This window comes from Staphylococcus massiliensis (assembly GCF_043186315.1).
Classification (GTDB): domain Bacteria; phylum Bacillota; class Bacilli; order Staphylococcales; family Staphylococcaceae; genus Staphylococcus; species Staphylococcus massiliensis.
On the sequence record NZ_CP171119.1, the window covers coordinates 1130469 to 1151491 of the forward strand.

Below are 21023 nucleotides of genomic sequence, written 5' to 3' on the forward strand. Positions count from 1 at the left end.
AATAAAGAGGAGTGACATAGATGGCCATCAAAGCTGAAGAAATTAGTGCATTACTGCGCTCACAAATTGAAAATTATGAGTCAGAAATGTCTGTTACTGATGTAGGAACAGTTATCCAAATTGGTGACGGTATTGCATTAGTTCACGGATTAAATGATGTTATGGCTGGTGAACTTGTAGAGTTCCATAACGGTGTTCTAGGTTTAGCTCAAAACCTTGAAGAATCTAGTGTTGGTATCGTTATCTTAGGTCCTTACACAGACATTAAAGAAGGCGATGAAGTTAAAAGAACTGGAAGAATCATGGAAGTTCCAGTAGGGGAAGACTTAATCGGACGTGTTGTTAACCCATTAGGTCAACCAATCGACGGTCAAGGTCCAGTTAAAACTTCTAAAACAAGACCTATCGAGAAAAAAGCAACAGGTGTAATGGACAGAAAATCAGTTGATGAACCATTACAAACTGGTATCAAAGCAATCGATGCGTTAGTACCTATCGGTCGTGGTCAACGTGAGTTAATCATTGGTGACCGTCAAACAGGTAAAACGACAATCGCTATTGATACAATCCTTAACCAAAAAGACCAAGATATGATTTGTATCTACGTAGCTATTGGTCAAAAGGAATCAACAGTTCGTGCTAACGTTGAGAAATTACGTCAAGCAGGTGCTTTAGATTACACAATCGTTGTATCAGCATCAGCTGCACAACCTTCACCATTACTTTACATTGCGCCATATGCAGGTGTAACTATGGGTGAAGAATTCATGTTCAACGGTAAACAAGTTTTAATCATTTATGATGACTTAACAAAACAAGCTGCGGCTTACCGTGAACTTTCATTATTATTACGTCGTCCACCAGGCCGTGAAGCATACCCAGGTGACGTGTTCTACTTACATAGTAGATTACTAGAAAGAGCTGCGAAGTTAAATGATGAATTAGGTGGCGGTTCGATTACTGCACTACCTATCATCGAAACACAAGCAGGGGACATCTCAGCATACGTTCCAACAAACGTTATCTCAATCACTGACGGTCAAATTTTCTTACAATCTGATTTATTCTTCTCAGGTGTACGTCCAGCGATCAATGCAGGTTTCTCAGTATCACGTGTAGGTGGTTCTGCGCAAATCAAAGCGATGAAAAAGGTAGCTGGTACACTACGTCTTGACTTAGCATCATTCAGAGAGTTAGAGTCATTCGCACAATTTGGTTCTGACTTAGATGAAGCTACAGCAAGCAAATTAGAACGTGGTAAACGTACTGTAGAAATCTTAAAACAACCTCAAAACCGTCCAGTACCGGTTGAATACCAAGTACTAATCATCTTCGCTTTAACAAAAGGTTACTTAGATGATATTCCGGTTGAAGATATCACTCGTTTTGAAGAAGAAATTACTGAGTGGGCTAAAGTTAACGCTAGCGACTTACTTTCAGAAATTAAAGATACTGGTAAATTACCAGACGCAGATAAATTCGACAAAGCAATTACTGAATTCAAGAAAAGTTTCAAAGTCACTGAATAAATCTTAGTTTAATAAAAAGGTGGTGAGATAATGGCTTCACTTAAAGATATTGATTCACGTATAAAATCAACCAAGAAAATGAAGCAAATTACAAGTGCAATGAACATGGTATCTAACTCTAAACTTCGTAAAGCTGAACGTAATACTAAAACGTTCACGCCATACATGGAGAAGTTACAAGATGCTATAACTGCCATTGCTGGTGCTAATCAAACTTCTTCACATCCTATGTTAAACGAGCGTCCTGTTAAGCGAAGTGGTTACATCGTAATCACAAGTGATAAAGGTTTAGCGGGTGCTTATAGTGCAAACGTTATTAAAAAACTTGTACAAGATATTGAGAAGAAACATAACAGTAAAGAAGAATACACACTACTTGTATTAGGTGAGAATGGCGTAACGTTCCTTAAGAATAGAGGTTTTGAGATTGAATCATCAATGACTGAGATTCCTGATCAACCTTCATTTAAATCCATTCAAGCACTAGCTGAAAAAGCTATTGATTTATATAGTGAAGAGAAAATAGATGAATTATCTATTTATTACAGTCATTATGTAAGTGTACTTGAAAATAAACCGGTTAGTAAGAAAGTATTACCATTATCTCCGGAAGATTCTAGTCAAGGTCATGGTCAAATGTCTTCATATGAATTTGAACCTGACAAAGAAAGTATCTTAAAGGTAATTTTACCTCAATATATCGAAAGCCTTATCTATGGTACGATCTTAGATGCTAAAGCAAGTGAGCATGCCTCACGAATGACTGCAATGAAGAATGCAACGGATAATGCAACTGACTTAATTGATGATTTATCATTAGAATATAACCGAGCACGTCAAGCAGCTATCACACAACAAATTACTGAAATTGTTGGTGGTTCTGCAGCGTTAGAATAATAATTTAAAGGAGGCAAATAACATGGGAGTAGGCCGTGTAACTCAAGTTATGGGTCCTGTAGTAGATGTTCGTTTCGGACATAAAGAAATACCAGCGATTAATAATGCTTTAACATTAGAAGTTCCTCAGGAAGACGGACAAACGTCACTTTTAACATTAGAAGTTGCACTTCAACTTGGTGATGATGTTGTAAGAACAATTGCAATGGACTCAAGTGACGGTGTTAAACGTGGTGCAGAAGTAAAAGACACAGGTAAACCAATCAGTGTACCAGTTGGTGATAACACTTTAGGTCGTGTATTTAACGTTTTAGGTGACACGATTGATTTAGATGAAAAAATTGGTGACTCAGAACGTAGAGACCCAATTCACAGAGAAGCACCTCAATTCGATCAACTTTCAACTGAAGTTGAAATTTTAGAAACAGGTATTAAGGTAGTAGACTTATTAGCACCTTACATTAAAGGTGGTAAAATTGGTTTATTCGGTGGTGCCGGTGTAGGTAAAACCGTTTTAATCCAAGAATTAATCAACAATATCGCCCAAGAACATGGTGGTATTTCAGTATTCGCTGGTGTTGGTGAACGTACTCGTGAAGGTAACGACTTATACTTTGAAATGAAAGACAGTGGCGTTATCGAAAAAACTGCCATGGTATTTGGTCAAATGAACGAGCCACCTGGTGCTCGTATGCGTGTAGCTTTATCAGGCTTAACAATGGCTGAATATTTCCGTGATGAAAAAGGTCAAGACGTACTTTTATTCATCGATAACATCTTCAGATTTACGCAAGCAGGTTCTGAGGTATCAGCGTTACTTGGACGTATGCCTTCAGCCGTTGGTTACCAACCAACACTTGCTACTGAGATGGGTCAATTACAAGAACGTATCACTTCAACTAACAAAGGTTCTGTAACATCTATCCAAGCGGTATTCGTACCTGCCGATGACTATACTGACCCTGCACCTGCTACAGCGTTCGCTCACTTAGATGCAACAACTAACTTAGAACGTAAATTAAGTGAAATGGGTATCTACCCAGCCGTTGACCCATTAGCATCTACTTCAAGAGCATTAGAACCAGCTGTTGTTGGTGAAGAACACTATGACGTAGCACGTCGTGTTCAATCAACATTACAAAAGTATAGAGAATTACAAGATATCATCGCTATCTTAGGTATGGATGAATTATCTGAAGAAGATAAGAAGACGGTTGAGCGTGCAAGACGTATTCAATTCTTCTTATCACAAAACTTCCACGTAGCTGAACAATTCACTGGTCAAAAAGGTTCTTATGTACCAGTTAAAGATACTGTTAATGACTTTAAAGAAATCTTAGAAGGTAAATATGACCATATTCCAGAAGATGCTTTCCGTTTAGCTGGTGGCATTAATGATGTATTAGCTAAAGCGAAAGACATGGGTGTGGAAGTATAAACAATTAGGAGGCATGGATAATGAATACATTAACCCTTGAAATCGTAACTCCTAATGGATCGGTTTATCAAAAAGAAAATGTTGAACTTGCAGTACTTCAAACGACTGCAGGCGAGATGGGTGTCATGCATGGACATATTCCAACAGTGACACCGCTTAGGGTAGGTCACATTAAAGTTAACTTTGATAACGATTCGGACTTTATAGCTGTCACAGAAGGCTTTGCCGAAATTAGACGCGATAAAGTCAACATCCTTGTTCAAACAGCTGAAACTGCTGATGAAATTGATGTTGAACGCGCTAAGTCAGCTAAACAACGTGCAACATTCTATTTAGACGGTGATAAAGCCGATACGGATATTAACCGTGCTCAACGTGCTTTAGAACGTGCGAATAATCGTATTGAAGTTGCTAAATTTAAATAATTGACTATTAAAAAGGTTTGGATGTAACTCATCCAAACCTTTTTTTGAGTTATTTTCATAATCGTTTATTAAAGATAAGGCGAAATGTCATTTAAACAGTAATATTTTTAATTTTGAAGCATAAAATATATCATTTAGCGCTATAATCGTGTAAAATGAGAAACAGAAAATCTGTTAAGGAGTGCAAAATATGGCGTATTTAGGGCAATATGCATTAATCAGTTTAGTAATGCATGTCATTTGTATATGTATAGCGTATTGGGCACTGCATGCGATTAGGCTTGACCAATGGTTTAAAAAAGGTTACAATGCACAGATTCAAGTATGTATGATATTTATAGCAATACTACTAGGTACTAGTGTAAGTAATTTTATAGTGGATTTACTCAAGTATTCATCTCAAATACAGCACCTTTTTTAAGTGGCTTTTGAAATGAAGAATAAATGAAATTTACATAAATTTAGAACATACTTATTTCTTTAACAGATATAGAAAAACGAATGAGAAGTAATAAGTGGAGGCATAAATATGGATAGAATAGTTATTAAAGGCGGAAATAAATTAGAAGGTAGTGTTAAAGTAGAGGGCGCTAAGAATGCCGTACTACCTGTTCTAACTGCCTCATTATTAGCGAGCAAAGGTGAAAGTAAGTTACTAAATGTACCTGAGCTTAGCGACGTTACGACGATCAATAACGTACTTAAAACGTTAAATGCATCAGTATATTATGATGTGAAGAATAAATCAGTAGAAGTAGATGCTACGCATAAACTTAATGAAGAAGCACCTTATGAATATGTAAGTAAAATGCGTGCAAGTATCCTAGTTATGGGTCCTTTATTAGCGCGTTTAGGATATGCGAAAGTAGCATTACCAGGTGGTTGTGCAATCGGTACACGCCCAATTGAACAACATATTAAGGGATTTGAAGCGCTAGGTGCTGATATTCATCAAGAAGGCGGCTTCATCTTTGCTGAAGCGAAGGACGGTCTAATCGGAACTGACATTCACTTTGACTTCCCAAGTGTAGGCGCGACACAAAACATTATTATGGCTGCTTCTTTAGCAAAAGGCAAAACAGTTCTTGAAAACGCTGCTCGTGAGCCAGAAATTGTTGACTTAGCTAATTATATTAACGAAATGGGAGGTAATATATCTGGAGCAGGCACGAATACGATTATTATTAACGGCGTTGAAGAATTAACAGGCGTTACACACTCTATCATTCCTGACCGTATTGAAGCTGGTACGCTCATGATTGCTGCAGCGATCACACGAGGAGATGTACTCGTACAAGGCGCGATTAGAGAGCACATGACAAGCCTAGTTTATAAATTAGAAGAAATGGGCGTTGAATTAGACTTCTTAGATGAAGGTATCCGTGTTCGAGCTCAAGATACATTACAACCAGTTGACATTAAGACGTTACCGCACCCTGGCTTCCCTACAGATATGCAATCTCAAATGATGGCATTATTATTAACTGCAGAAGGTCATAAAATTATTACTGAAACTGTATTTGAGAACAGATTTATGCATGTTGGAGAATTCCAACGTATGAACGCACGCATTTCCGTAGAAGGTCGTAGTGCTAAAATTGAAGGACGAAGTGAATTACAAGGTGCTAAAGTGAAAGCAACCGATCTAAGAGCGGCGGCAGCACTTATTTTAGCTGGGTTAGTTGCTGATGGCGTAACTGAAGTGACGCAATTAAAACATTTAGACCGTGGCTATGTTAACTTACATGGTAAGCTTAGAGACTTAGGTGCTAATATTAAACGTGTAAACGATTAATTAAAGGGTTGATTGATAATGAAACAGTTCAAGTTATTATGGTCATATGCATCTTTTAAACTACTCATTATTGTAATTCTTATGGTACTTTTATTTATTGTAGGAATTGCAATAGGTTTTATTATCAATCACCAAAGTATTTCTGATATATTTAATTTTGAAACATGGCATTATTTAATAGAAATTCTATTTAAGTAATTTCGGAGGTCTCTATTATGGAAACAATTTTCGATTATAATGAAATTAAAAACATTATCCCACACCGTCAACCATTCTTATTAATCGACAAAGTTGTAGGTTTTGAAGAAGGTCAAAAGTGTGTAGCGATTAAACAAGTATCTGGTAACGAACCTTTCTTCCAAGGTCACTTTCCTGATTACGCTGTTATGCCTGGTGTATTAATCACTGAAGCATTAGCTCAGACAGGTGCGGTAGCACTTTTAAACAATGAACAAAACAAAGGTAAAATTGCATTATTTGCAGGCATCGATAAATGTCGCTTTAAGAAACAAGTTGTTCCTGGTGATACACTTGAATTAGAAGTTGAAATCACTAAAATGAAAGGGCCTATCGGAAAAGGTAGTGCTAAAGCTACTGTAGATGGCCAATTAGCTTGTTCATGTGAAATTACGTTCGCATTACAAGATGCATAATAAAAAGTGGTTAGGATATTCGTCCTAACCACTTTTTTTATACACGTTCATCTTTAAGTCTTGGTTTAGATTGCATCATGCGTTTAAAGGTCGTCACAAGTTCTTCACCGTCTTTACCTTCATCAACGAGTTGCTCTAATAAATTTTCCGCATAAACTTGTCGTAATGTATAGATATGACACTCAAAAACCACTGATATCGTATCTTCTAGCTTTGTAATATGTTTAATCGTCGCATCAAATAATGCTGGATCGTTTGAAGGTCTAGTGATAACTACCCTGATATCTAATAACGTTTCATCATCCATATACGCTTTCATTGTTTCATAATGAATGTCAGAAAGAACGATTTCAAGTAACCATCCTGTTCCACTATTCTCTTTATTTATAATGACGCCATCTTTAATTTCATATTCATTTATTCTTTCATCATCTGTAATAATTTGAAATCTTACTGCTTTGAAGGTTTTCATGTTAATCACTTCCCATAACAAAAGTTAAAAGTTTACGAAAAATTAGATTCTGTAACCATTATAACGCATTTTTTGTCTGAAAACTCAAATTTTCCCTGATTTTGAGTGAATTTAAGTCCGAAAATGGATTTTTTGCACTTTGACGGCTTATACATAAATCTTACATAATATCGAAAAGGAGGTGCCTCAATGATTAATAAAATTGTAATCGTAGGCCGTATAACTAAGGATCCACAGCTTTTTGAAAAGGAGGATAAACGCGTAGTTTCGTTTTGTGTAGCAACTGAACGAAATTATAAAAATGAAGATGATGAAATGATTTATGATTTTCATTTATGTAAAGCTTTCGGTAAGACAGCAACAAATATTAAAAAGTATACGAAACAAGGTTCTATCGTAGGCGTTACTGGGCAAATGCAAACTAGACAATATGAGAAGGATGATAAAAAACATTATAGTACTGAACTGGTAGTTGATACGATTAAATTTATGTCACCATTAAATCCCAAAAAAGATCAGAAACCGAAAAAAGAAACAGATGATCTGGAACAAATTCTTTCAACGGTTTCAACAAATTAACTTAATGATGATGTATATTATTACAATATAATTACAAAAATTGTTTCTATAATATAAAAACTTTAACGATATAGCGTTGCATGATGGAATTCAGCGAAAAATATCGTATTAAGAAACTAATAATTTTTTATAATTAGTATTAACTCAAAATAGATTTCGTTATTTACTTGTAACTTCAAATCAATAATCTTTTGATACGATGAATGTAGCAAAATAAGTCATTGAATAAAACCTATGTGGGAGGATTTTTTGATGAAAAAATTATTTGTAGCTTCAACAGCGACAGCAGCACTATTAGCAGCTGGTATCGGAGTTAATGAAGAGGCACACGCAGGTGGAACAAATTCAGGACAAGAAGCTAACACAGACGTTCAAAACGATGGTGTACACAAATTAGTATGGGGAGACACTTTAAGTGAATTAGGTGTTGAATACAATGCATCAGTTCAAGAATTAATGGATTGGAACGAATTATCATCAGATTTAATCTATGCTGGCGATGACTTAATCGTTGATGAAAACGTTGCAGCACAAACAAATCATGAACAAGAAGAAGTTGCAGTAGCGAATCAACAAGCTGCACAACAACAAGCAGTAGCAGAGCAACAAGCAGTAGCAGAACAACAAGCAGCAGAGCAACAAGCAGCGGCAGAACAACAAGCGGCAGCAGAACAACAAGCGGCAGCAGAACAACAAGCAGTAGCACAACAACAAGCAGCAGAACAACAAGCAGCAGAACAACAAGCGGCAGAACAACAAGCGGCAGCAGAACAACAAGCAGCAGAGCAACAAGCAGCGGCAGAACAACAAGCAGTAGCACAACAACAAGCAGCTACTCAAAACGTTCAAATTCCTGCACACTTACAAACTATCGCGCAACGTGAATCAAACGGTGACCCAACAGCTATTAACCCTACATCAGGTGCAGCAGGTAAATATCAATTCTTACAATCTACTTGGGACTCAGTAGCACCAGCTGAATACGTTGGTGTTTCTCCAGCACAAGTACCAGAACACGTTCAAGATGCAACAGCAGTAAAATTATATAACAATGGTCAAGGTGCACATCACTGGGTAACTGCATAATATATATCGTATTTTCAGGCACGGGACAAATCAATGTCTCGTGCTTTTTTGCGTTCTTTTATAGAATGTCATCGCTATAAACCCCTTAATAAAGGTGAAAGTATCGAGTGCGATTTCTTTAGAAAAGTCCAATATTTAGAAACTCTAATAAATAATAAATACAATTTTTAGTTTAAACTATAAAATAATTTCCGGTGTAATACATATGTAAAAAAAGACTTTTATCTTTTATGTGTCTGTAATATGTTTGAAAAAATAATGTGTTAAATTAAATGCAGTAATAAATTTAAAGGCTAAAATCATTACTTTATGGGAGGAAACCTTAAATTATGAAAAAGTTTATCGCATCATCAACTTTAGCTTTAACTTTAGGTGTTACTGGCGTAACTGCTGGTCAAACAGCTGAAGCAAGCGAATACACTGTAAACCAAGACAAATTAGTTAACTTAGCTTTATATCACCAAGACCAATTAAATAACGCACCAGTTCAAGAAGGTGCATACAATATTAACTTTAACTGCAACGGATTAAACTATAGCTTCGTATCTGACGGTACTTACTGGGCATGGAGCTATGGTGCAGGTGAACAAGACGCTTCAAAATTATTACCAGGATACAAAGCAGACGTTAAAACATCTGCAGTTTCTTATGAAGCGCCAAAAACTACTCATACACAATCATACAATCAAGTAAGTAATACGACTTCAAATGTAACAACATCTACAACTACTTACCAAGCACCACAAGTTACTCAAGCACCAGTTCAAAGACAAGTTCAAACACAAGCTGTTTCAACTGGCGGTTCAGTATATGATCAATTCATCGCTGCTGGTGGTACTGATTCTATGTGGAGAAATATCGTATTACCTGAATCTGGTGGTAATCCTAATATCGTAAGCCCGTATGGTTACCGTGGTTTAGGTCAAACTAAAGAACACTGGGGTACAGGTTCAGTAGCTTACCAAACTCAAGGTATGCTTAACTACGCTGTACAACGTTACGGTTCAGTAGAAAACGCTGTTAACTTCCGTTTAGCTAACAATTGGTGGTAAGCCGACTATAAAAGATCTGGATTTATTCCGGGTCTTTTTTTTATGAGCAAATAAGCTACCTATTGTAAAAATACGTCAATCAAGCCTTTTTAAAGATTGATAATTTGAATCGGACAACAATGTCTGTTAACTTTAAATTGAAGACAATAAAAGACTGCTAGGGGTGCCGAATAGGCTGAGATAGTTTTACTAAACCCTTTCGAACCTGATTTGGTTTATACCAACGTAGGAAAGTAGTCAACGTATTCATGAGTCGGAAAGAATAACAAATGACAATGCGTTAGACTGCTTTTAAAGAGCAGTCCTTTTTAATATACAAATAGAAAGGATGCATAATCATGTCATTTGCAAAAGAACTTAAAGAGAAAGCAGAACCAATTGTAGAGGCAATTTACAAAGATCCGTTTATTCAAAAGATGATTGAAGGCGAGCTTGATAAAGAAGCAGTTAAACATTACCTTCAAGCAGATTCACGTTATTTAAACGAATTTGCAAAGATTTATGCATTATTGATTCCTAAGGTTGATTCAAAAGAAGAAATTCAATTTTTAACAGAACAAATTAATTTTGCGAGCTCAGGCGAAGTTGATGCGCACATCACGTTAGCTGAATATGTAGGCGAATCATATGAAAGCATCATTGAAAAAGGGGAATGGTTCCCAGCAGCAGACCACTATATTAAGCATATGTATTACAACGCTTATGCTTTTGATAATGTGGCGTACACAATTACTGCAATGGCGCCATGCCCATATGTATATCAACAAGTAGGTAAACGTGCGATGAAAGACCATCAATTTAGTGATGATAATCCATTTAAGAAATGGTTTGAATTCTATGATACTGAGATGGATCCGCTTATCGAACAAATTGATTCATGGTTAGACGAACGTACTCAAAATATGACTGACGAAGAGAAGCAAGTTCTTGAAAAGAATTTCTTACAAAGTGCGAATCATGAAAGACGCTTCTTCAACATGGCATACAATAAAGAAGAATGGAACTATGGAGGTTAAATGATGAGAAAACCTAAAATAGCTTTAACGATTGCAGGTACAGATCCGACTGGCGGCGCTGGTGCGATGGCAGACTTAAAGTCATTCCATGCTTGCGGTGTCTATGGTATGGCAGCCTTTACAAGTGTCTTAGCTCAAAATTCTAAAGGTGTTCAACATATTCATAACTTAGAGGTAGACTGGTTAGAAGAACAACTTGAAAGTGTCTTCACAGACGAGGTACCGCACGCGATGAAGACGGGCATGATTCCAACGAAAGAAATGATGGAAGTAATCGCTTCTTACGTTAAGAATTATCAAATTCCGTATGTAATCGACCCAGTCATGATTGCTAAAAGTGGCGATTCACTCATGGACGATAAAGGTAAATCTGAACTTCAAAATATTTTATTACCGCTTGCAGACGTAGTGACGCCTAATATACCAGAAGCTGAAGAAATCGTTGGTTTTAAGCTTGATAGTGAAGAAAAAATTCATCAAGCAGGCAAAGTATTCATTGAAGATATTGGTTCTAAAGGCGTTATTATCAAAGGTGGTCATTTAGAAGGTAATGCAACGGACTACCTATTTACGAAAGATCAATCTTATACGTTCGAACAAGAACGTTATGATACCAAGCATACTCATGGTACAGGTTGTACATTTTCAAGTGTGATAACAGCTGAGCTTGCTAAAGGTAAAACGATGTATGAAGCGGTTAAGAAAGCGAAATCCTTCATCTCACTAGCTATTAAATACACACCTGAAATTGGCCAAGGTCGTGGCCCTGTTAATCATTTTGCTTATCAGAAATTAAAGGGGTTAGATGATGAATAAATTACTTGAACTTCGTGAAAAGGCACCACTCGTAGTTTGTTACACAAACGACGTTGTTAAAAACTTTACTGCCAATGGTCTATTAAGTTTAGGTGCCAGTCCTGCTATGAGTGAAGCAGTAGAGGAAGCTGAGGACTTTTACAAAGTGGCAGATGCTTTGCTCATTAATATTGGTACGATGACAAAAGATAAAAGTAACGTCATGTTAGAACTCGGTAAAATCGCAAATCGTGTAGGCGTACCTGTTGTCTTTGATCCAGTAGCGGTTGGTGCATCATCATTTAGGAAATCCTTTGTGCGTAAATTCTTAGATGACGTTGATGTGAGTGTCATTAAAGGGAATGCTTCAGAAATTCTGACACTAATTGATGAAACGACTACGATGAAAGGTACAGATAGTAGTCAGGATTTAGATAGCGTTAAAATTGCACAAGAAGCCTATAAGCAGTATAATACGGCTATCGTTTTAACTGGTAAGGAAGATGTTATTGTCCAAGACGGAAAAACGATTGTGCTTAAAAACGGTTCTGAAATGTTAACTAAAGTTACAGGTGCAGGTTGCTTATTAGGTGCTGTAGTCGCAAGCTTTTTACTTCGAGAAACACACCCGAAACTTGATGCGTTAAAAGAAGCGGTATCTGTATTTAACATCGCAGCAGAACAAGCTGAGATGACTGAAGGTGCCACGCTTCCTGGTACATTTCAAGTAGCTTTAATTGACGAACTCAACCGTTTAGGCGAAGAGACTTATAAAATGGGGCTTATAGAGAAAGAAGTGTGACTCATGTTTCATAGAGAACAACTTAAATTATATTTTATTTGTGGAACACAAGATGTTAAGTCTGGTGCTACCATTCAAGATATATTAAAGGAAGCACTAGAAGCGGGCATCACGATGTTTCAATTTCGTGAAAAAGGTGAGGGCGCGTTAACAGGTGACGTTAAACGTGAACTCGCTCTCGAACTACAATCATTATGCCAAGATTATCAAGTACCTTTCATTGTTAACGATGATGTAAAACTCGCTCAGGATATTGATGCGGACGGTATTCATGTAGGTCAAGATGACGAGGATGTCAGCGCATTTTACCGTGACTTTGAGGATAAAATTGTTGGTCTTAGCGTTGGTAACTTTGAGGAGTATGATCAATCTGACTTAACGCATGTTAACTATATTGGTGTTGGGCCTGTTTATACAACATTTTCAAAGCCTGATGCGAAGATGCCAGGTGGCGTTACACGAATTCGTAAAATGAGAGAGTATGATACGGAAATTCCTATTGTAGCAATAGGGGGTATTCATGAAGAGAACATTGCACCTATTATACAACAAGGTGCCGATGGTGTAGCGACGATTTCTTCCATTACGAAAAGCCAAAACATTAAAGAAACAGTTCAAAGATATCTCGAACAAATGAAATGATTAGCAAAATGTTAATTTTTGTTTCACACTCAACATTTGTATGATAGAATTATTTCTATGTGATTAATACAATTGAGGTGGAAAAATGAAGAAAAAAGCGTTACTACCTATGTTGTTAGGTGTAGTGGTTCTTTTAGCAGGTTGTGACTACTCGAAGCCTGAGAATAGAGACGGATTCTTTTTTAACACGTTTGTTCAGCCTATGGATAACTTAATCCACTGGCTTGGTGGTATGCTTGGTAACAACTATGGTTTAGCAATTGTTTTACTTGTATTAGCAATTCGTTTAATCTTATTACCTTTTATGTTATCAACTTATAAGAATTCTCATATGATGCGCGAGAAAATGAAGATTGCGAAACCTGAAATGAACGAAGTTCAAGAGAAGGTTAAGCGCGCGCGTACACAAGAAGAAAAAATGGCCGCAAACCAAGAAATGATGAAGGTTTATAAGAAATATGATATGAACCCTGTTCAAAGCATGATGGGTTGTTTACCAATTCTTATTCAAATGCCTGTTGTAATGGGCTTATATTTCGTACTTAAATTCCCATCAGACGGCGGTATTAAAGAATTCCCTGATTTCTTATGGTTTAAATTAACAGAACCTGATATCGCGATTACAATTATCGCGGGTGTTCTTTACTTCATCCAAGCTTATGTATCAAGTTTATCTATGCCTCAAGAGCAAAAGCAAATGGGTTATATGATGATGATTATTTCACCAATCATGATCATTTGGATTTCATTTACTTCTGCAGCGGCATTAGGTTTATATTGGTCAGTCAGTGCGGCATTCTTAGTACTTCAAACTTACTTAGCTAACCAATACTATGGTAAGAAAGCTAAAGAAGAAGTTGCACCTATGATTGAGAAGTTTGAACGTGAGAAGAAAGATGCTAAGAAAACAGGCAAGAATACGAAAGTAGTTTCAAAAAATAAATCTAAGAAGAAAAAATAATAAGCACAATAATTAGACGCGACTTCGATAGTCGCGTCTTTTTCTATAATATTGGAGATATAAGTTTACTCATAGCTTCTTTGATTTTGATTATAGTGCCACGTTGTTCGTAGCGTTCTTGAGTAAGAGGTTTTGATACTTCAAGGTCCTTTTCAAATGCTTCACGAAGTTGTTGGGTTATCGATTCACTATAAAGAAAGGCATTAACCTCAAAGTTAAGAGTGAAACTACGATGATCCATATTTGCTGTACCAACACTTGCTATCTCATCATCAATGAGTACAACCTTTGAATGTAGGAAACCATCTTCATAGGTATATACCTTAACGCCTGCATCTAATAAATCAGCGACGTTTTGATACGTTGCCCAATAAACAAAGGGGTGATCAGGTTTACATGGTATCATCACTTTAACATCAACGCCGCCAAGTGCAGCAATCTTAATCGCATCCATGAACGATTGGTCTGGGATGAAATATGGTGTTTGAATATAGATAGATGATTTAGCCATAGATATCATCTTCATGTAACCATATTTAATTTGTTCCCAAGATTCATCAGGTCCACTTGAAGCGATTTGAATGCCTGTTGTAGTATGCACATCGACATCAGGGAAATATTTATCGTCGTAATTAATGCTGTCACGTGATGATTGAGAGTTCCAATCCGTTATAAAACGTAATTCAAGCGCGTTAACCGCATCACCATGTATTCTAAGGTGTGTGTCACGCCAATTACCAAATTTCTTAGATAAACCGAGGTATTCATTACCTACATTAAACCCGCCAACGTATCCAATTTCACCATCTATTGTTACTATTTTGCGGTGGTTACGGTTGTTCATGCGCAAATTAATGAGCGGTAATTTTGATGGGAAGAAAGCAGCTACTTTACCGCCTTTAGCCTTAAATTTCATAAAGTCACGCATCGTCAGTACACGTGAACCCATATCATCATAAAGCATTTTAACTTCCAAACCTTCTTCCAATTTTTCTGTTAAAGCCTCGATGATACGATTACCTAACGAATCATTTCTAAAGATATAATACTGTATATGGATATATGTTTTCGCATTTTTAATATCCTTTAAAAGCGCTTCAAATTTATCATTACCATTCGTAAATATTTGAACTTCATTAGATGTTGTAAAGAACGCAGAGTTATTAAATAACAACATTTGAATCATGTCGCGATAGTGAACAAGATGTTTCTCGCGTTGCGTATAAGCGTTGTTCATTAATGCTTCTAATTGTTCATTTACGATATCTTCTAAACCAATTTTATCTTCTTCATTAACCTTAAATGTGTCTCGATTTTGGATTTGTCTGCCGAAAAGCAAATAAAGAATAAATCCAATGATTGGAAATAAAACAAGAACTAATAACCAAGCCCATATTGATCCAGCACTTTTACGTTCCATAAAAATAATCGTAAAAGCAAAGGCTAAGTTTAAAATAAAGGCGCATATCAAGATGATATTAAACACCAAATTTGTATGAGACACAGATAAGCCGTATAAGTCTACCATGTCTGACCTCCTGATTGTTTTTACAAATTTCTTTGGAAGACATTTTAAAATAGTGTAATGGGGTATATCTTAAATAGAAGTGTTTTATCACAAATCAAACGCCTCTAATGAAAATATTGTACCATGAATCGCATGTTCAAGCACTTGACCACCTGCTACTACAAGGATAAAATTAATTTATAAACGATGAGTAGGGGTGCAATCATGTCAAATATAGATAAAGCTCAACATTCTGAAGAAGTTAAAGCTAATCTTAAATCAAGATTGAATCGTATCGAAGGTCAAGTGCGTGCGATAAATCGAATGATTGATGAGGATGTTTATTGTGACGATGTGCTCACACAAATTAGAGCAACACGTTCAGCGCTCAATAGTGTAGCAACTAAATTGTTAGATCATCACATGAAAAGTTGCATCCTTCATAAGATTGAAGATGGTCAACAAAACGAGGCTATGGAAGAATTACTTGTAACTTTTAATAAGTTAATGAAAGATTAGGGTGAACCTTATGCAACAAGCAACGATTAAAGTTTCAAACACGTTAACGCACGACGATGAAGCACAAATTATTTCTCATTTAAAGGCGTTAATTGGTGTTAAAGAGATTAATGTGAATGAGACTTCAATTGATATCTCATTTGAAACACCTGCTAATCTCAATACTTTAGAAAAAGAAGTCTATGATTTAGGTTATAATATTATATCTTAGGAGTGAATATCATGAACGAAGAAGTTTTAAGAGTAGATGGCATGAGCTGTGCACATTGTAAACAAGCGGTAGAGCAATCAGTAGGTGCTTTACAAGGCGTTAAGAAAGTAACAGCAACACCTGAAAAAGATGAAGTAGTTGTATCTTTTGAAGATCCAGCTTCAATTAATGGTATTAAAGGTGCTATTGAAGACGCAGGATACGAAGTTGTTTAATCGATTCAATGAGGTCTGTGACGCGTAATTCATTAAGGTCACAGACCTTTTTAATATGGTTACATATCTGTTAGTTTCTGCAAAAAGTTAAATTCTTGTTCAATAATTTGTTAATAAAGTATGAAAATTTTGAAATTGGGTAGTTATATGACGCAAATTAGGGTAGAATAAAGATAATCTGGAGCGAATTTGAGGTGTTGATATGAGCAAAAATAAAGATAAAGTTCAAAATGTAGTGAAACTTTTATCATCATTAGGCGTTAATATCAAAAAGACAAAATCACGACTAGAGATTATGAGAACCTTACCAAGTACTTCAACGAATCAATTAAAATAATTGTAGGTCTTTTTGAAGGTACAAGGCGTTCTAAGAAATGGAATGACGTTATTTCATTACAAAAATAAGGTGCACCGTACATGGTCTATTATGTATGATGCACCTTTTTCTAATGTCTATTTCTTTAATCTTGAAAATGCTTTGTTAGGTTCATATGGTTTTGACTCATGGTAGTAAATCGATAGGATAACACCGATGCCGGTCATTAAACTCCATAGAGCACTACCACCATAACTAACGAAAGGTAATGGAATACCCGTAATCGGTAGTAGTTGTAACGTCATACCCACATTTTGAAGGATATGGAAAAGTAACAAAGCAGTATAACCAATAATGAATGTTTTATTGAACGCTGAGTTATTCTTTAAAGCTAATCTTACAAGGTGTAACAGCAAACCTAAGAAAACGAGTAATATTAGAACTGATCCAATAAAGCCAAGCTCTTCACCTATAACCGAGAAGATGAAATCGGTATGGTTCTCTGGAATGTAAACTTCACCAGAATTGATACCTTTACCGACAAGTTGTCCTGAACCTATGGCTTTTAAAGATTCGGTTAAGTGATAACCGTCGCCTGAGCTAAATGTATAAGGATCAAGCCAAGAATTAATACGTCCTAGTTGGTAAGTTTTAATACCTGAAATATTTTCAAGAAGACTCGGTTTGAAAATGATGGATAAGATTAACGAAGCACCGATAACAATCGCTGTGATAAATATCGGTCCGAGTATCTTCCAGGAAATACCACTAACGATAAAGATTCCAGCTAAGATCGCACAAATAACTAGTGTTGTACCTAAGTCATTCTGTAGGAGAATGAATAACATTGGTGGTACTGCGACAGCTAATATCTTAAGAATCAATTTAACATCTGTCTCAAGTGAGCGATTAAATGTGAATTTATTATGTTGTGAGACGACTTTAGCTAAAGCTAGTATTAAAACGATCTTCATGAATTCTGATGGTTGTACACTTATGGGTCCTAGTTTATACCAACTTTTAGCACCATTAATAGTCGGGGTAAGTGGTGTACTCGGTAAAATGAGTAAACCTAAAAGTAGAATCATCAAGATTCCGTATAGTATGTAAGTCATACCTTTGAGTCGTTTCGGTGATACCATCATAATCGCATAAGCGATGAGGCCACCGAGTATGTAATAAAGAATCTGTCTAACTCCGAAGTCTGAACTATATTGTCCGCCGCTCATGGCTGAATTAATGATAATGACGCTGATCACACAGAGCGTTGTTAACAGGCCAATGAGCACCCAATCAATACGTTTGAAAATACTCTTATTCGCTAACTTTTTAATAGACTTCATAAGGAACTCCTTTAAAAACGATTTCTCTTTAATAATTATAATATGATTGTACAGTAGAACACAGTAATTTGCTATAAAGAGAATTACTAAAATAAGAATATTTCTTACATGCATATCACCTCATAATCATGCTAAAATATAATTTAAGCTTAATATTATGGAGGAAGTCGGATGAGTAAAGAAAATATTTGTATCATCTACGGAGGAAAAAGTGCTGAACATGAGGTTTCTATTTTTACAGCACAAAACGTTTTAAATGCGATTGATAAATCTAAATATATGGTAGATATTATTTTCATCATGAATGATGGTGAATGGAAAAAGAAAGAAAATATCACTGATGAAATCAAAGATATTGAGACATTAAAATTAAACGATGTTGAAGAAGGTGCCATCTCTGAACTTTTACTGAAAAGCAGTGAAGGCAAAAAATATGACGCAGTATTTCCATTACTTCATGGACCTAATGGTGAAGACGGCACGATTCAAGGTCTGTTCGAAGTGCTTGATATCCCGTACGTAGGTAATGGTGTATTATCTGCATCAAGTTCTATGGATAAACTTGTGATGAAGCAATTATTTGCACATCGTGGATTACCTCAATTACCATATGTGAGTTTCTTACGTAGCGAGTATGAAAAGTACCAAGATAATATTATTAAATTAGTACATGATAAATTAGAATTTCCTGTATTCGTTAAGCCGGCTAACTTAGGTTCAAGTGTAGGTATTAGTAAGTGTACAAATGAAGATGAATTAAAAGCAGGTATTATCGAAGCATTTCAATTTGACCGTAAACTTGTGATTGAACAAGGGATTGACGCACGCGAAATTGAAGTAGCGGTATTAGGTAACGACTATCCTGAAACAACTTGGCCTGGTGAAGTTGTTAAAGACGTTCAATTTTATGATTATAAATCTAAATATAAAGACGGCAAAGTTGAACTATCAATTCCTGCAGATCTTGACGAAGATACTAAAATGACACTTCGTAATATGGCTGTAGAAGCATTCAAAGCAACGGATTGTTCAGGTTTATTACGTGCTGATTTCTTCGTTACAGAAGACCAACAAATCTTCATTAACGAAACGAATGCGATGCCTGGCTTCACAGCTTACAGTATGTACCCTAGCTTATGGGAGAACATGGGCTTAAGTTATCAAGATTTAATTACACGTTTAATTGAACTTGCTAAAGCACGTTACGAAGATAAACAACAAAACAAATACAAAATTGATTGAGGTTAAAACATGATTCAAGTTACTTTAAGCGATATTAAAGCATGGATAGATTGTGACATTGAAGCACAGTTTTTAGATCAAAGTATTGAAGGCGTGACGATTGATTCGCGCCAAATTGAAAAAGGTATGCTGTTTATTCCTTTTAAAGGGGAGAATGTGGATGGACATCGATTCATTCAACAAGCCTTTGGAGATGGTGCGGGCGCTTCCTTTTATGAAAAGGGCTCTACATACGAAGTACCAAAGGATAAGCCAGTCATTTATGTTGAAGACACGCTTACAGCTTTACAACAACTTGCTAAAGCATACTTAAAGCATGTTAACCCTAAAGTTGTTGCGGTGACAGGTTCTAATGGTAAAACAACGACGAAAGATATTATCGAGAATGTCTTAGCTTCTACATTCAAAGTTAAGAAAACGCAAGGTAACTACAATAATGAAATCGGTATGCCGTTAACAATTCTTGATTTAGACCAAGATACGGAAGTGTCAATTCTAGAAATGGGTATGTCAGGTTTTAACGAGATTGAATTATTATCTGACATTGCAAAACCGGACGTTGCCGTTATAACGAATATCGGTGAATCACATATGCAAGACCTTGGTTCTAGAGAAGGCATTGCGAAAGCTAAGTTCGAAATCGTATCTGGACTGAAATCTGATGGTTTACTTGTATACGATGGTGATGAACCGCTATTAGAACCACTTGTGCGTGAAGCGGATGGCTTTCATAAAGTGAGTGTTGGTATTGAATCAGACAATAAGGTTCAATGCCGTATCGCTCAAGTGCACGAGTCAGGTATCACATTTGAGGTTAATGACAAGACGGCGTATGACTTACCAATTCTTGGCGCGCACAATATGAAGAATGCGACTTATGCTATCGTCATTTCAGAGTTCTTTAACGTACCTCAAGAAGCCGTTCAAACTAACTTAAGTAAGCTTCAATTGACTGGCATGCGTATGGAACAATCAACGCTTGATAACGGTGCGAAAGTGATTAATGATGCATATAATGCGAGTCCTACGAGCATGAAAGCAGCGATAGATACATTGGCGAATATGAAAGGTAACCGTATCTTGATTCTTGGCGATGTGCTTGAACTAGGATCTGATAGTCAAGCGATGCATGCCTCCGTGGGTACGTATCTTGATGGCAAGGGAATTGACGTCTTATATACGTTTGGTGATGCCTCTCAATCCATTTCTCATTCAGGAAAAGCCCATGTGAATCAATGTGCGCATTTTACGGATAAAACAGAGCTCATTGAAACATTGAAAGCGCAACTATCGTCTGAAGATGTCATTTTAGTCAAAGGGTCACGCGGCATGAAACTTGAAGAAGTAGTGGAAGCTTTGAAATAAATTTTTAGTACGATAAGTTCATTTAATCATAAGTCTGGGATGATTTAACGATGTCCCAGGCTTTTATTTGTTGTTATAGCTAAGGCTTGTTTATAAGCGTTAGAGTCGCGTCGTAATTGGATAGGGCTTTTCAAGGGGGAAAATTATTCCGACTAAGGTCATC

Annotated in this window: 25 protein-coding genes and 1 riboswitch; of the genes, 22 read left to right on the forward strand and 3 right to left on the reverse strand. The window is 36.3% G+C overall.

Going from position 1 to position 21023, the window contains the following annotated elements; translation table 11 throughout:
* Nucleotides 1-20: 20 nt before the first annotated feature.
* From atpA to fabZ, 8 genes are all read left to right on the forward strand, one after another.
* Complete coding sequence (gene atpA / locus ACF3N8_RS05355) at nucleotides 21-1529, forward strand: F0F1 ATP synthase subunit alpha (RefSeq protein ID WP_009383925.1); 1509 nt, start codon at nucleotides 21-23, stop codon at nucleotides 1527-1529.
* Between the two features lie 30 nt (nucleotides 1530-1559).
* The gene (gene atpG / locus ACF3N8_RS05360; RefSeq protein WP_009383924.1) at nucleotides 1560-2426 is read left to right on the forward strand and encodes an ATP synthase F1 subunit gamma; all 867 of its coding nucleotides are present in this window, start codon (nucleotides 1560-1562) and stop codon (nucleotides 2424-2426) included.
* A 22-nt stretch (nucleotides 2427-2448) separates the two neighbouring features.
* Nucleotides 2449-3864 (forward strand): F0F1 ATP synthase subunit beta, encoded by a 1416-nt coding sequence (gene atpD / locus ACF3N8_RS05365; protein ID WP_009383923.1) that lies wholly within the window; start codon nucleotides 2449-2451, stop codon nucleotides 3862-3864.
* Between the two features lie 20 nt (nucleotides 3865-3884).
* On the forward strand, nucleotides 3885-4289 hold the full coding sequence (locus ACF3N8_RS05370; RefSeq protein ID WP_009383922.1) for a F0F1 ATP synthase subunit epsilon: 405 nt from the start codon (nucleotides 3885-3887) through the stop codon (nucleotides 4287-4289).
* Nucleotides 4290-4479: 190 nt separating this feature from the next.
* Complete coding sequence (locus tag ACF3N8_RS05375) at nucleotides 4480-4710, forward strand: DUF1146 family protein (RefSeq protein WP_009383921.1); 231 nt, start codon at nucleotides 4480-4482, stop codon at nucleotides 4708-4710.
* Nucleotides 4711-4818: 108 nt separating this feature from the next.
* Complete coding sequence (gene murA, locus ACF3N8_RS05380; protein ID WP_009383920.1) at nucleotides 4819-6084, forward strand: UDP-N-acetylglucosamine 1-carboxyvinyltransferase; 1266 nt, start codon at nucleotides 4819-4821, stop codon at nucleotides 6082-6084.
* 18 nt (nucleotides 6085-6102) lie between these two features.
* Nucleotides 6103-6282: a DNA-directed RNA polymerase subunit beta gene (locus ACF3N8_RS05385; protein WP_009383919.1), complete on the forward strand. Its 180-nt coding sequence runs from the start codon at nucleotides 6103-6105 to the stop codon at nucleotides 6280-6282.
* Nucleotides 6283-6299: 17 nt separating this feature from the next.
* Nucleotides 6300-6737 carry a 3-hydroxyacyl-ACP dehydratase FabZ gene (fabZ, locus tag ACF3N8_RS05390; protein WP_009383918.1) on the forward strand — a complete coding sequence of 146 codons (438 nt, stop codon included), beginning with the start codon at nucleotides 6300-6302 and terminating at the stop codon, nucleotides 6735-6737.
* A 37-nt stretch (nucleotides 6738-6774) separates the two neighbouring features.
* On the opposite strand, the gene ACF3N8_RS05395 is transcribed toward fabZ, so the two are convergent.
* Nucleotides 6775-7209, reverse strand: coding sequence for a YwpF-like family protein (locus tag ACF3N8_RS05395; protein ID WP_009383917.1), 435 nt, complete (start codon nucleotides 7207-7209; stop codon nucleotides 6775-6777).
* A gap of 189 nt (nucleotides 7210-7398) precedes the next feature.
* Here ACF3N8_RS05395 and ACF3N8_RS05400 point away from each other — a divergent pair, with 189 nt between their 5' ends.
* The 8 genes from ACF3N8_RS05400 (at nucleotide 7399) to yidC (ending at nucleotide 14142) form a co-directional block, all read left to right on the forward strand.
* Nucleotides 7399-7788 (forward strand): single-stranded DNA-binding protein, encoded by a 390-nt coding sequence (locus ACF3N8_RS05400; protein ID WP_009383916.1) that lies wholly within the window; start codon nucleotides 7399-7401, stop codon nucleotides 7786-7788.
* Between the two features lie 252 nt (nucleotides 7789-8040).
* Entirely contained in the window at nucleotides 8041-8874 is an 834-nt protein-coding gene (locus ACF3N8_RS05405) for a transglycosylase family protein (RefSeq protein WP_017176879.1), read from the forward strand.
* Nucleotides 8875-9203: 329 nt separating this feature from the next.
* Nucleotides 9204-9926, forward strand: a complete 723-nt coding sequence (locus ACF3N8_RS05410; RefSeq protein WP_238094263.1) for a SceA protein — start codon at nucleotides 9204-9206, stop codon at nucleotides 9924-9926.
* 149 nt (nucleotides 9927-10075) lie between these two features.
* Nucleotides 10076-10175, forward strand: a riboswitch (TPP riboswitch).
* Nucleotides 10176-10264: 89 nt separating this feature from the next.
* Entirely contained in the window at nucleotides 10265-10942 is a 678-nt protein-coding gene (tenA, locus tag ACF3N8_RS05415; RefSeq protein WP_238101094.1) for a thiaminase II, read from the forward strand.
* A gap of 3 nt (nucleotides 10943-10945) precedes the next feature.
* Nucleotides 10946-11758: a bifunctional hydroxymethylpyrimidine kinase/phosphomethylpyrimidine kinase gene (thiD, locus tag ACF3N8_RS05420; RefSeq protein ID WP_009383912.1), complete on the forward strand. Its 813-nt coding sequence runs from the start codon at nucleotides 10946-10948 to the stop codon at nucleotides 11756-11758.
* Entirely contained in the window at nucleotides 11751-12539 is a 789-nt protein-coding gene (thiM, locus tag ACF3N8_RS05425; protein WP_392450382.1) for a hydroxyethylthiazole kinase, read from the forward strand. The genes thiD and thiM overlap by 8 nt, the downstream gene beginning before the upstream one ends.
* A gap of 3 nt (nucleotides 12540-12542) precedes the next feature.
* Nucleotides 12543-13181, forward strand: coding sequence for a thiamine phosphate synthase (gene thiE, locus ACF3N8_RS05430; protein ID WP_238094261.1), 639 nt, complete (start codon nucleotides 12543-12545; stop codon nucleotides 13179-13181).
* Nucleotides 13182-13266: 85 nt separating this feature from the next.
* Complete coding sequence (gene yidC / locus ACF3N8_RS05435; protein WP_009383909.1) at nucleotides 13267-14142, forward strand: membrane protein insertase YidC; 876 nt, start codon at nucleotides 13267-13269, stop codon at nucleotides 14140-14142.
* A gap of 43 nt (nucleotides 14143-14185) precedes the next feature.
* On the opposite strand, the gene cls is transcribed toward yidC, so the two are convergent.
* A complete protein-coding gene (gene cls, locus ACF3N8_RS05440; RefSeq protein ID WP_238101093.1) occupies nucleotides 14186-15670 on the reverse strand; it encodes a cardiolipin synthase in 1485 nt (494 codons plus the stop codon).
* A gap of 204 nt (nucleotides 15671-15874) precedes the next feature.
* On the opposite strand from cls, the gene csoR reads away from it, so the two are divergent.
* From csoR to ACF3N8_RS05460, 4 genes are all read left to right on the forward strand, one after another.
* Nucleotides 15875-16168: a copper-sensing transcriptional repressor CsoR gene (csoR, locus tag ACF3N8_RS05445; protein WP_009383907.1), complete on the forward strand. Its 294-nt coding sequence runs from the start codon at nucleotides 15875-15877 to the stop codon at nucleotides 16166-16168.
* Nucleotides 16169-16178: 10 nt separating this feature from the next.
* The gene (csoZ, locus tag ACF3N8_RS05450; RefSeq protein WP_009383906.1) at nucleotides 16179-16379 is read left to right on the forward strand and encodes a putative copper chaperone CsoZ; all 201 of its coding nucleotides are present in this window, start codon (nucleotides 16179-16181) and stop codon (nucleotides 16377-16379) included.
* An 11-nt stretch (nucleotides 16380-16390) separates the two neighbouring features.
* Nucleotides 16391-16594, forward strand: a complete 204-nt coding sequence (locus ACF3N8_RS05455; RefSeq protein ID WP_009383905.1) for a copper ion binding protein — start codon at nucleotides 16391-16393, stop codon at nucleotides 16592-16594.
* A 202-nt stretch (nucleotides 16595-16796) separates the two neighbouring features.
* Nucleotides 16797-16931, forward strand: coding sequence for an Lmo0850 family protein (locus tag ACF3N8_RS05460; protein WP_009383904.1), 135 nt, complete (start codon nucleotides 16797-16799; stop codon nucleotides 16929-16931).
* Between the two features lie 116 nt (nucleotides 16932-17047).
* On the opposite strand, the gene ACF3N8_RS05465 is transcribed toward ACF3N8_RS05460, so the two are convergent.
* Nucleotides 17048-18253: an FtsW/RodA/SpoVE family cell cycle protein gene (locus ACF3N8_RS05465; protein WP_238102156.1), complete on the reverse strand. Its 1206-nt coding sequence runs from the start codon at nucleotides 18251-18253 to the stop codon at nucleotides 17048-17050.
* Nucleotides 18254-18424: 171 nt separating this feature from the next.
* Between ACF3N8_RS05465 and ACF3N8_RS05470 the strand changes: the two genes are divergently transcribed.
* On the forward strand, nucleotides 18425-19495 hold the full coding sequence (locus tag ACF3N8_RS05470; RefSeq protein WP_238101091.1) for a D-alanine--D-alanine ligase: 1071 nt from the start codon (nucleotides 18425-18427) through the stop codon (nucleotides 19493-19495).
* 9 nt (nucleotides 19496-19504) lie between these two features.
* A complete protein-coding gene (murF, locus tag ACF3N8_RS05475) occupies nucleotides 19505-20860 on the forward strand; it encodes a UDP-N-acetylmuramoyl-tripeptide--D-alanyl-D-alanine ligase (protein WP_392450387.1) in 1356 nt (451 codons plus the stop codon).
* The last annotated feature ends 163 nt before the right edge of the window (nucleotides 20861-21023 follow it).

Bases quoted from the DNA above. Each gene is read 5' to 3' on its own strand.
- fabZ (WP_009383918.1), top strand. From the start codon at position 6,300: ATGGAAACAATTTTCGATTATAATGAAATTAAAAACATTATCCCACAC.
- tenA (WP_238101094.1), top strand. From the start codon at position 10,265: ATGTCATTTGCAAAAGAACTTAAAGAGAAAGCAGAACCAATTGTAGAG.
- ACF3N8_RS05455 (WP_009383905.1), top strand. From the start codon at position 16,391: ATGAACGAAGAAGTTTTAAGAGTAGATGGCATGAGCTGTGCACATTGT.
- thiM (WP_392450382.1), top strand. From the start codon at position 11,751: ATGAATAAATTACTTGAACTTCGTGAAAAGGCACCACTCGTAGTTTGT.
- ACF3N8_RS05410 (WP_238094263.1), top strand. From the start codon at position 9,204: ATGAAAAAGTTTATCGCATCATCAACTTTAGCTTTAACTTTAGGTGTT.
- atpD (WP_009383923.1), top strand. From the start codon at position 2,449: ATGGGAGTAGGCCGTGTAACTCAAGTTATGGGTCCTGTAGTAGATGTT.
- ACF3N8_RS05400 (WP_009383916.1), top strand. From the start codon at position 7,399: ATGATTAATAAAATTGTAATCGTAGGCCGTATAACTAAGGATCCACAG.
- murF (WP_392450387.1), top strand. From the start codon at position 19,505: ATGATTCAAGTTACTTTAAGCGATATTAAAGCATGGATAGATTGTGAC.
- csoZ (WP_009383906.1), top strand. From the start codon at position 16,179: ATGCAACAAGCAACGATTAAAGTTTCAAACACGTTAACGCACGACGAT.
- csoR (WP_009383907.1), top strand. From the start codon at position 15,875: ATGTCAAATATAGATAAAGCTCAACATTCTGAAGAAGTTAAAGCTAAT.
- yidC (WP_009383909.1), top strand. From the start codon at position 13,267: ATGAAGAAAAAAGCGTTACTACCTATGTTGTTAGGTGTAGTGGTTCTT.
- murA (WP_009383920.1), top strand. From the start codon at position 4,819: ATGGATAGAATAGTTATTAAAGGCGGAAATAAATTAGAAGGTAGTGTT.
- cls (WP_238101093.1), bottom strand. From the start codon at position 15,670: ATGGTAGACTTATACGGCTTATCTGTGTCTCATACAAATTTGGTGTTT.
- thiD (WP_009383912.1), top strand. From the start codon at position 10,946: ATGAGAAAACCTAAAATAGCTTTAACGATTGCAGGTACAGATCCGACT.
- ACF3N8_RS05405 (WP_017176879.1), top strand. From the start codon at position 8,041: ATGAAAAAATTATTTGTAGCTTCAACAGCGACAGCAGCACTATTAGCA.
- ACF3N8_RS05375 (WP_009383921.1), top strand. From the start codon at position 4,480: ATGGCGTATTTAGGGCAATATGCATTAATCAGTTTAGTAATGCATGTC.
- ACF3N8_RS05465 (WP_238102156.1), bottom strand. From the start codon at position 18,253: ATGAAGTCTATTAAAAAGTTAGCGAATAAGAGTATTTTCAAACGTATT.
- ACF3N8_RS05460 (WP_009383904.1), top strand. From the start codon at position 16,797: ATGAGCAAAAATAAAGATAAAGTTCAAAATGTAGTGAAACTTTTATCA.
- ACF3N8_RS05395 (WP_009383917.1), bottom strand. From the start codon at position 7,209: ATGAAAACCTTCAAAGCAGTAAGATTTCAAATTATTACAGATGATGAA.
- ACF3N8_RS05370 (WP_009383922.1), top strand. From the start codon at position 3,885: ATGAATACATTAACCCTTGAAATCGTAACTCCTAATGGATCGGTTTAT.
- ACF3N8_RS05385 (WP_009383919.1), top strand. From the start codon at position 6,103: ATGAAACAGTTCAAGTTATTATGGTCATATGCATCTTTTAAACTACTC.
- atpA (WP_009383925.1), top strand. From the start codon at position 21: ATGGCCATCAAAGCTGAAGAAATTAGTGCATTACTGCGCTCACAAATT.
- thiE (WP_238094261.1), top strand. From the start codon at position 12,543: ATGTTTCATAGAGAACAACTTAAATTATATTTTATTTGTGGAACACAA.
- ACF3N8_RS05470 (WP_238101091.1), top strand. From the start codon at position 18,425: ATGAGTAAAGAAAATATTTGTATCATCTACGGAGGAAAAAGTGCTGAA.
- atpG (WP_009383924.1), top strand. From the start codon at position 1,560: ATGGCTTCACTTAAAGATATTGATTCACGTATAAAATCAACCAAGAAA.